This window comes from Xenorhabdus hominickii (assembly GCF_002632725.1).
GTDB lineage: Bacteria > Pseudomonadota > Gammaproteobacteria > Enterobacterales > Enterobacteriaceae > Xenorhabdus > Xenorhabdus hominickii.
The window spans coordinates 76777-86661 of record NZ_NJAI01000006.1; the positions used below are offsets into that span (position 1 = coordinate 76777).

At 39.9% G+C, this 9885-nt stretch carries 8 protein-coding genes and 2 pseudogenes; 5 read left to right on the forward strand and 5 right to left on the reverse strand.

The window, feature by feature from the left end; translation table 11 throughout:
- Positions 1-206: 206 nt before the first annotated feature.
- The 4 genes from Xhom_RS17340 to Xhom_RS17355 all read right to left on the reverse strand — a co-directional run bounded on the left by Xhom_RS17340 (position 207) and on the right by Xhom_RS17355 (position 4018).
- Positions 207-1436 carry an ATP-binding protein gene (locus tag Xhom_RS17340; RefSeq protein WP_069315490.1) on the reverse strand — a complete coding sequence of 410 codons (1230 nt, stop codon included), beginning with the start codon at positions 1434-1436 and terminating at the stop codon, positions 207-209.
- 66 nt (positions 1437-1502) lie between these two features.
- Positions 1503-1691, reverse strand: a complete 189-nt coding sequence (locus Xhom_RS17345; protein ID WP_069315491.1) for a DUF2474 domain-containing protein — start codon at positions 1689-1691, stop codon at positions 1503-1505.
- Positions 1672-2679 carry a cytochrome d ubiquinol oxidase subunit II gene (gene cydB, locus Xhom_RS17350; protein WP_069315492.1) on the reverse strand — a complete coding sequence of 336 codons (1008 nt, stop codon included), beginning with the start codon at positions 2677-2679 and terminating at the stop codon, positions 1672-1674. The genes Xhom_RS17345 and cydB overlap by 20 nt, the downstream gene beginning before the upstream one ends.
- A complete protein-coding gene (locus Xhom_RS17355) occupies positions 2669-4018 on the reverse strand; it encodes a cytochrome ubiquinol oxidase subunit I (protein WP_069315493.1) in 1350 nt (449 codons plus the stop codon). Before Xhom_RS17355 ends, cydB begins: the two co-directional genes overlap by 11 nt.
- Before the next feature lie 302 nt (positions 4019-4320).
- On the opposite strand from Xhom_RS17355, the gene Xhom_RS17360 reads away from it, so the two are divergent.
- The 4 genes and pseudogenes from Xhom_RS17360 to Xhom_RS17375 all read left to right on the forward strand — a co-directional run.
- A complete protein-coding gene (locus Xhom_RS17360) occupies positions 4321-5454 on the forward strand; it encodes a hypothetical protein (protein ID WP_069315494.1) in 1134 nt (377 codons plus the stop codon).
- Positions 5455-5621: 167 nt separating this feature from the next.
- Positions 5622-7043, forward strand: coding sequence for an aminotransferase-like domain-containing protein (locus tag Xhom_RS17365; protein WP_069315495.1), 1422 nt, complete (start codon positions 5622-5624; stop codon positions 7041-7043).
- A 199-nt stretch (positions 7044-7242) separates the two neighbouring features.
- Positions 7243-7812, forward strand: a complete 570-nt coding sequence (locus Xhom_RS17370; protein WP_069318406.1) for a HutD/Ves family protein — start codon at positions 7243-7245, stop codon at positions 7810-7812.
- Between the two features lie 83 nt (positions 7813-7895).
- A pseudogene (locus tag Xhom_RS17375) lies at positions 7896-8129 on the forward strand (IS1634 family transposase); the annotation flags it as partial.
- Positions 8130-8476: 347 nt separating this feature from the next.
- Here the strand turns inward: Xhom_RS17375 and Xhom_RS17380 are convergent.
- Positions 8477-9307 (reverse strand): annotated as a pseudogene (locus tag Xhom_RS17380) (IS630 family transposase); the annotation flags it as partial.
- Positions 9308-9331: 24 nt separating this feature from the next.
- Between Xhom_RS17380 and Xhom_RS17385 the strand changes: the two are divergent.
- Positions 9332-9676, forward strand: coding sequence for a VOC family protein (locus Xhom_RS17385; protein WP_198148739.1), 345 nt, complete (start codon positions 9332-9334; stop codon positions 9674-9676).
- The last annotated feature ends 209 nt before the right edge of the window (positions 9677-9885 follow it).

Sequence of the window (9885 nt, forward strand, 5' to 3'; positions counted from 1 at the left end):
TGTTCCCAGATTTTGGCAGGGGATGGCATGTGACACCGCCTTTTATTTAAGGAAGAAGAGCCCCATCATGGCACAATATGGATTACGGCTGTAGTACTAGTACCTAAGATGCTTGGTGTTGTACTTGGTGGTTATCATTCAATAATGAATAAGCCGTAAACTAAAAGATATTCTTTTTATTCATTTCTACCACCATAATAGTTATCTCATTGTAGCGGAAACTGAATTTCAATTTCTGTCCCGTTTTTTTTGCGCTTTTTGATTTTTATTTGTCCTGAGAGCAGTGATATCCGTTCCCGTATAATTGCTAGTCCAAAGTGTTCTCGTTCCGTTAATGTCTGTGGCATACCACGGCCATTGTCACTAATAACAGTAATGATTTTTTTCCCAACAGGATAGATGCGAATACTGATCCAGCTTGCATTCGCATGTTTATAACAGTTATTTAAAGCTTCCCGAATAATTTGTATCAGATGTCGGGCATGACCAATGGGAATGACTTGATGCGTGATCCGATAATGAAATTCAATATTAAACCCCAACCGATGGTTGAATTCTTTGATTAAAACCTTCAATGATTCATGTAAATCATGATGGTTTTTTTCTGTTTGTAGTGAAACCAGCATTTCTCTGAATTGTTGGCCCGCAATATCAAGTTCTTCCTTGATTATTCTTAAAGCAGTCAACCCAGCCCTTGAAAATTTATCTGTGCGGAAGTGTAGGCTATTAATCTGAATCTTCAGAAACAGAAATGATTGCGCGACGGTGTCATGCAGATCTCTGGAAATGGTTTTTCGATCATCACTGATACTTTGTTGAATTTTCTGGTACACACTATTCTTGAGTGATAAATACTTTGCCAGTGCATCAACAACGGATTGAATCAAATTACGTTCATAAATCGACAGTGGTTGCCCCTGATAAGTCAGTATTTGGATCATTCCATGAAAAGTACGTTTATCATATAAGGTCCACTTCTGAACTCGTGGAAGGTGAGTATCTAACGTATTATTTCGGTACTCAAAATGATATTTTCTCGGTGGATGATAAAGCATGATCCTCACTTCACTAAAAGGAACCAATTGATTAAGTTGGTAAAATACCCTATGAAAATTATCAGAGAGTGAAGTATTAATATTGAGCTGGGAATGAACAGATATGAGAAAACGCAGATATTGTTTTTCCCGTTTCAAAATAGTTATTTTTATCTGCTCTTTTCTGGGAATCAATGTTACGCGAAAGGAAATCATGTTTGCGTTATAAAGTAATACAAATAAAAATAATATATTGAAAGTGTTAAATAATGCCCACAATTTTTCAACCAGCGTGAGGGGGGTATGAAATCCCAGAAACAGAAGAACAAACAAATTGAGGGTAATAGCTATACCGCTCAACCAGACTGTTGTCGTCCCTGGATTGTCAGAGAAGGTTTTCATCAGTTAAACAATCCTCTTGCTGCCCTGATCAAAACCTTAGCTTAATTAATTAAAAGTAGTTAATAATCACTTGATTTTCATTCCCGCCGTTGTCATTAGGACGCGAAACAGTGTGGATACGGCATACAACGCCAGTACACTACAAAACCAAATTGTTACCATCCAGCCTAAGCGTTTCCATAGCGAAGAGCGTTGCGCCATTGTTTTAGGATATATCGTTTTAGGGGATATCGTTTTAGTGATAGCCTTGTTCATGAGTGATTTTTCCTCGGAAGACATAATAACTCCAGAAGGTATAAGTCAAAATGATCGGGATGATGAATAGCGCACCAACCAGCATAAAGCCCAGTGATTGTGGAGGAGATGCGGCCTCTTCATAGCTAATGAAAGGGGGAATAATGTTTGGCCAAATACTGATCCCCAACCCACTGAATCCCATGAAAATCAGCAATAATGCGCTCAGAAATGGGGTGTAGTGTTTTGAATTGCAATTCGCTTTCAATAGCTGCCAGCTTGACCACAAGACCATTAATGGCACAGGAATGAAGAAAAACAGATTTGGCAGACTGAACCAACGCTCAGCAATGGCTGAATGTGCGAGGGGGGTCCAGATGCTGATAATGGCAATAATCGCTAACATCAATAACGTCAGAGAAGGCAGAACTCGATACATTTTTTGTTGCAGGTGGCCTTCGGTTTTCATCACCAGCCAGCCGCATCCCAATAAAGCATAAGCGATAACCAGACCCAATCCACAAAAGAACGGAAAAGGTGCCAGCCAATCAAAATAACTGCCCATATAGACACGATTTTCGACAGTAAAACCTTCAATAATCGCTCCAACGACCACACCCTGCATAAAGGTGGCAAGGATTGATCCGACAATGAAAGCCTTATCCCAGAGGTGTTGGTGTTTTGCTGTAGCCTTGAAACGAAATTCAAAAGCAACACCGCGGAATATCAGGCCCAGCAGCATAATGGTCAGCGGAATTGCCAATGCATCCAAAATTATTGCATAAGCCAACGGAAATGCACCAAATAACCCTGCGCCACCCAGCACTAGCCAAGTTTCATTCCCATCCCAGACGGGTGCCACTGTATTCATCATCAAGTCACGATCGGATTTATCTTTAATCAGGGGATATAAGATACCGATGCCCAGGTCAAAACCATCCATCACGATGTACATCATGATACTGAATACGATGATCAGGAACCAAATCAAGGGGAGATCAATGCCCATTTACTGACTCCTTATGTGGAGTTTGAGAAAGGCCTTTACGGATAATCTTCATCATATAGGCGTAACCGATGCCGAAAACGGCTGCATAAACAACAAAGAAAATCAGCAGGCTGATACTCATATGGACATCGCCATGCGCCGATACTGCATCTTTGGTACGCATCAGGCCATAAACGACCCACGGCTGGCGGCCAATTTCTGTGGTAAACCAACCGGCTAAGATCGCGATCAGGCCAGAAGGCGCCATAATAAACATAAAACGAAGAAACAGTCGGTTTTCATAAATACGTTTTTTATAACGTAAGCATAGCCCCCATATCCCTGCAACAATCATTAAAATCCCAAGCCCGACCATGATCCGAAATGACCAGAACACCATAAAGACATTCGGGCGATCTTCCGGTGCGAATTCTTTCAGCGCCGGAATTTGTTTATCCATACTGTGTGTCAGAATCAGGCTGGCAAGATAGGGAATTTTGACCGCATACTGCGTTTCTTCTGCTTCTTGGTTGGGGATGCCAAACAGAATCAATGGAGTAGCTTCACCGGGATGATTTTCCCAATGTCCTTCCATCGCAGCGATTTTGGCAGGTTGATGCTTCAACGTATTTAGCCCATGCATATCGCCAATCATTGCTTGCAGAGGTGCGATAATCAGGATCATCCACATCGCCATTGACAGCATTTTTCGCATGGCTGATGAGTCATGACCTTTCAGCAGATGCCAGGCAGCAGAAGCAGCAATAAAAAATGCCGAAGCAAGGAATGCCGCTGTGCTCATGTGCAGCAGGCGATAAGGGAATGACGGATTGAAGATCACCGCAAGCCAGTCAACGGGAACAACTTGATTACCAATAATCTCATGGCCCTGTGGTGTCTGCATCCAACTATTGGAGGCCAATATCCAGAATGTAGAAATAATTGTGCCAAGGGCCACCATGCAAGTAGCAAAAAAGTGTAACTTTTCGCCAACTCTAGCCCAGCCAAACAACATAACCCCAAGGAAACCCGCCTCAAGGAAGAATGCTGTCAGCACCTCATAAACCAGCAAAGGGCCTGTGATAGTACCGGCAAAATCAGAAAAGAAGCTCCAGTTAGTGCCGAACTGATAGGCCATTACCAAACCTGAAACAACGCCCATGCCGAAATTAATTGCAAAAATTTTTGACCAAAAGTGGTATAACGTTTTGTAGTCTGTGTTGCGAGTCTTAAGCCATAAGCCTTCCAGCACAGCCAAAAAGCTGGCTAAGCCTATCGTAATGGCCGGGAAAATAATGTGGAAAGAAACCGTAAATGCAAATTGTATCCTTGCGAGTTCAAGGGCATTTAACCCGAACATAGTGACCTCTTATTGAAATCTATTGGAGCGATGGGTAAACGAAGTTGAAAGTGTGAAGAAGTAAAACACAGGGCGTTTAGGTATAATAGTTACAATTTTTTGTTTATTGACTATAACAGTTTGGTGGAAAGCCAAGTATATGCCACGTTACGGACTTATTATTTCTATTTAAATGATTAAAGTTATCATGATTGTTTAATCAGCAATGAAATTCATTGATGTCTATAGAACGTAGATTAATTACTTCGAACAATTAATATTTTATTGACAATGCATGTTAAAGTTATTTTTTAGGTTATATTATGAAAAAAAATATTATGTTTGTCATGGGTCTTGATAGCCCTCGTTCTGATTATTTGGATAAATTTTATGCCCAAAGTCGCTATGGTGGTGAAAATATCTATTTAACTATAGATATCTTAAATTATTCATTAAAATTGGATTTTTCAGCAGAAAAATTCTTAAATAGAATGGGCGAATTTTTAAAAAATAAAATTCCTGATATTCTATCTGAAGTTGATCTGTCTAGAGCCCAAAAAGTTTTCTATACTTACATGTGGCTGGTTTTCAATACTAAAGGAGATATAATAGATTTTTCTCTTACGCAACAACAAGAAAAAGAAATAATGGATGTGATTCCTTCTGATGTTACTTATTATTTATTGAAATGCTGGGGCGATTTTTTAAATCGGAATGTAAATAAGTTATCACTCCATGATACTTTTATCCGAAGAGAAAACAATAAAAATAAGAGTAGTGGTGATAAATTTTATGATAATTACAAAGCGGGTTTTCTAGCAAAAAATATTCCTTTTCACTATATAAATGAAAAAATAGAACAAGAAAAGAAGATCAAGTCTAGAAATATGTTTTCTGATGATCCATGCACACACGAAAATTTAGTGAATACACTTGGAAGTAAAGATTATACCTCTCATGCTTTCGGAAGTTATCTTAAAAGTGATGAAGAAGGTATTTTGAATGTTTTAAAAATTAGGAATGAAATTGGAAAAATAAAAGATCATGCTTATTATACTGAGAGCTATGAAAAAAAATATCATGGGGAATTAATCTCAAGGACTTTTGCAACCTCGTATTGGAGGAAAATATCAAAAATAGCCGTTGATTGGATTGAAGAACAAGCAAACGATCCAAATTCGCCGGTTAAAGGGTTGATATTTTATATGAAGGAAGATAACCGTTTTAATAAATATAATGTAAAGTCTAATATAGATGAAACGAAATTTAATCATAACTGGCGGCATTGTGATTACAAAAATATTGGTTCCATTGATTATAGATCTGCAATTGCTCATGCAGAGCTTAGGCATGCAAGAAAATTAATGAGTAGTGATCCCAATTATCATATAGAGATGGTTTACATCAACGACAAGGGTATTCTTAACCGGATTAAGAAATTTCTTAATAAAATATAAGATATATTTATTATTTAACTCATAATTAACATATTTATCATCCCCATAGAGGAATTTGTTTCTGGAAGCATTCGATTTTTTGTTGCGCTGAAAATTGAAATTTATTGAGTATAATAGTGATATTTTTTGGATGTATTACTATAACAATTTAACCGGGTGCCTTGCATATGACGCGTTACGAACAATTGGCTGGAATGATCCGCCAACAGATAGAAGACGATATTTGGCAGGTTGGTGACAGATTGCCATCACTACGGGAATCGGTGAAATCATCGGGATTGAGCTTGATGACGGTGCTGCAAGCCTATCAATTGTTGGAAAGCCAGGGCTGGATCGTAGCGCGCCCGCAATCAGGATATTATGTCGCCACTCGGTTAAAGCCTTTTGCCGCCGCAAAGGGAGGAAAGGGACTAAATTTGAGTGAAAATGTAGAAATCAGTGCTTCTATTTTTGATGTTTTACAGGCGTGCAAAGATCCACATATCATCCCATTTGGTTCCGCATTTCCCGATCCTTCTCTGCTGGCTGAACCCAAGCTGTCAAAAATATTGGCTTCTGTTGCTCGCCGCTTTCTCCCACATAGTTCACTGGAGAATCTGCCTCCGGGTAATGAAAAATTACGCCGTAATATATCCCGTCGTTATGCTTCCCATGGTATCCATGTTTCACCAGATGAAATTGTCATTACTGCGGGAGCAATGGAATCACTCAGTTTTAGCTTACAATCAGTAACTTCGCCGGGGGATTGGGTAGTCATTGAATCTCCGGCTTTTTATGGTGCGTTACAAGCGATAGAGCGATTACGCTTGAAAGCTGTCGCCATTAAAACGGATCCGCAAACAGGCATTGATTTGGATGCATTAGCGGAAATTGTGCAGAAATATCCAATAAAAGCTTGTTGGTTGATGTCGCGTTTCCAAAATCCTTTGTGCAGTACGATGCCCCCTGAAAATAAACAACGGTTAGTGGAAATTTTGCATCAGAGCCATATCGCGTTGATTGAAGATGATGTATATGGTGAATTGTATTTCGAGCAGGAGCCCCCAGCACCTGTAAAAGCATGGGATAAAGAAAATAACTTCATGCATTGTTCATCATTTTCAAAATGTCTGGCACCTGGCTATCGGGTGGGATGGGTGGCTGCGGGAAAACATGCGAAGAAGATCCAGCAATTACAGATGATGAGTACAGTGTCTGCCAGCACACCAACACAACTGGCAATTGCTGATTATTTGTCTCAGGGAGGATATGACAATCATCTGCGGCGGTTACGACGACAGTTGGAGCAGAGGCAAATTCAGATGTTACGGGTTATCAGGGAGCATTTTCCTCAATCCGTAAAAGTAAATAGTGCCCGTGGCGGTTATTTTCTCTGGCTGGAATTTGAACCGCCTTTCAATGCTAATCGGCTATATCAGCTGGCGCTGGCCGAAAATATCAGCATTGCGCCGGGTAGTATGTTCTCCACCAGTTCTCAGTTTGATCATGCTTTCCGCTTGAATACCTCGTTTGCATGGAATGAAACTCACGCGTTGGCAATGAAAAAATTGGGAAATATTTGTCACATACTTTTAAAGGAATGCGGGTAATAAATCACACTTCAACTATTTCAATATTGTCGTAAGCATAATTATTTGCGATTGTTTCTGTTAACAATTTGACATATACCCATCGACTTCGAGTTGCCTTGAAGTGAGTGAATGTAGCCAACAAGAGGCAACTTGAAAAATGAAGGGTGTAAATAATCTTTTAGCACCATAAACAGGATACAAAATGGTGGGGGAGGGCATGAAAATGAAGTGTTTCGATTATGCAACATTGCCAAGAGTACAATGGCCTGAAGGGAAAGGAGAAACAAGAGATATCGTTTGCTGGCCTGTTACTGATGATTTCGCCTGGCGAGCCTGTTTTACGACAATTCACCAAAGTGGAGCATTAGGGCAATTTCCTGATATTGAACGCACAATTGTCTTGCTGAAAGGGAAAGGAGTCCGTTTGACTAGTCCGGGTTTTTTAGAGCACGAACTGGTTAATAAAGTGGCACCTTTCCATTTTTCGGGTGATATTCGTGGACATGCTGAATTATTGGATGGCTCTGTACAGTGTTTTAATATCATGACCCGACGATCGTGTTGGGCATCCGAGGTATCACTGGTTTCTGATGAACGTTTACTGCCGACATCGCACAGTGGCGTACTTTATGTTTTAAAAGGCCGATGGGAAATGGCGGGAACAGATAGTGTCCAACTGGCTTTTGGTCAAGGCGCGTGGTGGCTGCCAGATATACGGGAGGGGGCGATCAGGCCATTAGTTGCAGATAGTCAATTGCTATGGGTTGATTTACGCCCGATCGAGTAAATTGGATAATTATTGAATATTAATAGAGTAAGCGGCTTGTTTTTATATCAGGCCGCTGATTTTTTATGGGTATATATCCAATAAATTACAAGGTGAAGCAAAAAGTTGAGCGGTTTTTTCTATTCCTGAAAGGCCTGGAATGGATAGAGACATTATTGATGGTCATGACGTGCTGCTTGATGGTTTACGCGGCACTGGAGTATAAAATTTGGCGCGGACTTAAGCAAAGAACCCCATTTTTCCCAAAAAATATGAAGGATAAGTCGACACAATTCCCCATGGCATGTTGGGTATTTTTGAGCTTTGAATGTATTAATCCTATAATTCTATGAATTGAAATGTTTTAGCATTTGTTTTTAAGAATTATTTCAATAAACGACAAGTCATTATGGTTTTTTATCACATGTGTTTTTGTTATTAAATCTCAGTTAAATAAAAATATTTTACATGCTATTTGTAATAATTATATTAAGGAGGATTTTATAATTTTTTCACTTATTTATTGTGCTGTTTATATTGGGTCTATCTTGTTTTTTTCTGTTTATCTATGAGTTGATGGTGAATTTAAAAGTATCATAATTATCTATTATATGAATGATTGCCAAGGTATTTATTGGAGTGATTTTTATTCTTTGGCGTAATTTATAAAGCGATATATACGCAATTAACTTGAAGATGCAGGAATTAAAGTCTGGAAATTATCTGTCAGCCGGGTAGTCAGTTCCTGTACTTTTTCTGGTAATGTGGCATGAAAAAAATGATGAAATGTTTCACGGAATGTTTTTGCATCCGGGAAATAGACCTTGTTTCTTATCTGCTCATTCGCGTACTTCCATAATCGCTCAATTGGGTTGAGGTTAGGGCTGTAAGGCGGCAGATAATGCAATTCAATATTCAGGACCTCGGCAAAAAATTGCACTCTTTCAGAGCGGTGGTAACCGGCTCCATCCAGAATAATATGAATTTTTGGTGAAAGCGGATAGGTTTCCCGGATTGCACCGAAAAACAGGACAACATTTTTCGCGTTAATTGTCGGATATTCACGAATAATGGTCTCTTCAATCCATTGCAAATTGAGTGCACCCATGATGTTAAGGCGAGTACGGCTACCTGTGGTTTCAACCTCGTTGACATGCTCCTTTCCGTGTCTCATCCAGCCGTAACTTAATTTTGTGGACTGGGTAGGATGCATGGCATCAATAAACAAAATCGGCTCATGTTAGCCACATTCCGCTTTCAGCGCGTTGTAGGTCTCAATAAATTGTTGCTGCTTATCCGCATCAAATTTATGAGGCGTTCCCATCGGCTTCTTGTCGCTGAACCCCTGACGGTGGAGCCATTTCGTCATCCCGGCCACAGTAAAAGTCACCTGCCAGCGTGCCCAGACACAAGCGACAATTTGCGCGGTAGTATGCACCAAATTTGTCGTCAGATACACAACTCATTCTGTCGTTTGCTCGGCAGACAGACGGCTTTCAGAGCGCCCATTTTCAGGGGGCGCAATCTTGATCTGATACGAATGAAAAATAAAGCATTTTCAATTACGAAGGGTATATATGTAAAAATAGAATATGGGGGAGTAAAAATGATTGGTTATATTACATTGGATACGAATGATTTTTTCCGTGCAGCAGCATTCTACGATGAGCTGCTTGCCGAATTCGGCACTCAGAGTGTAATGGAAACACCGGCTTTTATCGCCTGGGGCCCGAATTTTAATATGACGAATTTGTGCATTATTAAGCCTTTTGATGGTAATCCGGCCACGGTGAGTAATGGGGGAATGATCGCGCTCAATGCTGATAGTCAGGAGAAGGTCGATAAAGTGTATAACAAAGCGATTGCCCTTGGAGCCAACGGATGAAGGAAAACCGGGATTTCGTGGCGAGCATGGTTTTTATGCCGCCTATTTTAGAGATCTCGACGATAATAAATTGAATGTCTTCTGTATGTTACAGGGATAATCTCTATTACTATTAACCCGGCGGAAAAATACATCGGCTATGCGGCATATTTAATAAACCGTGATTTGAAATAACTTTTTACGCGCTCGGGTCGTCGTTGTAATTGACG

Bases quoted from the DNA above. Each gene is read 5' to 3' on its own strand.
- Xhom_RS17365 (WP_069315495.1), top strand. From the start codon at position 5,622: ATGACGCGTTACGAACAATTGGCTGGAATGATCCGCCAACAGATAGAA.
- Xhom_RS17355 (WP_069315493.1), bottom strand. From the start codon at position 4,018: ATGTTCGGGTTAAATGCCCTTGAACTCGCAAGGATACAATTTGCATTT.
- Xhom_RS17370 (WP_069318406.1), top strand. From the start codon at position 7,243: ATGAAAATGAAGTGTTTCGATTATGCAACATTGCCAAGAGTACAATGG.
- Xhom_RS17385 (WP_198148739.1), top strand. From the start codon at position 9,332: ATGAAAAATAAAGCATTTTCAATTACGAAGGGTATATATGTAAAAATA.
- Xhom_RS17340 (WP_069315490.1), bottom strand. From the start codon at position 1,436: ATGAAAACCTTCTCTGACAATCCAGGGACGACAACAGTCTGGTTGAGC.
- cydB (WP_069315492.1), bottom strand. From the start codon at position 2,679: ATGGGCATTGATCTCCCCTTGATTTGGTTCCTGATCATCGTATTCAGT.
- Xhom_RS17345 (WP_069315491.1), bottom strand. From the start codon at position 1,691: ATGAACAAGGCTATCACTAAAACGATATCCCCTAAAACGATATATCCT.
- Xhom_RS17360 (WP_069315494.1), top strand. From the start codon at position 4,321: ATGAAAAAAAATATTATGTTTGTCATGGGTCTTGATAGCCCTCGTTCT.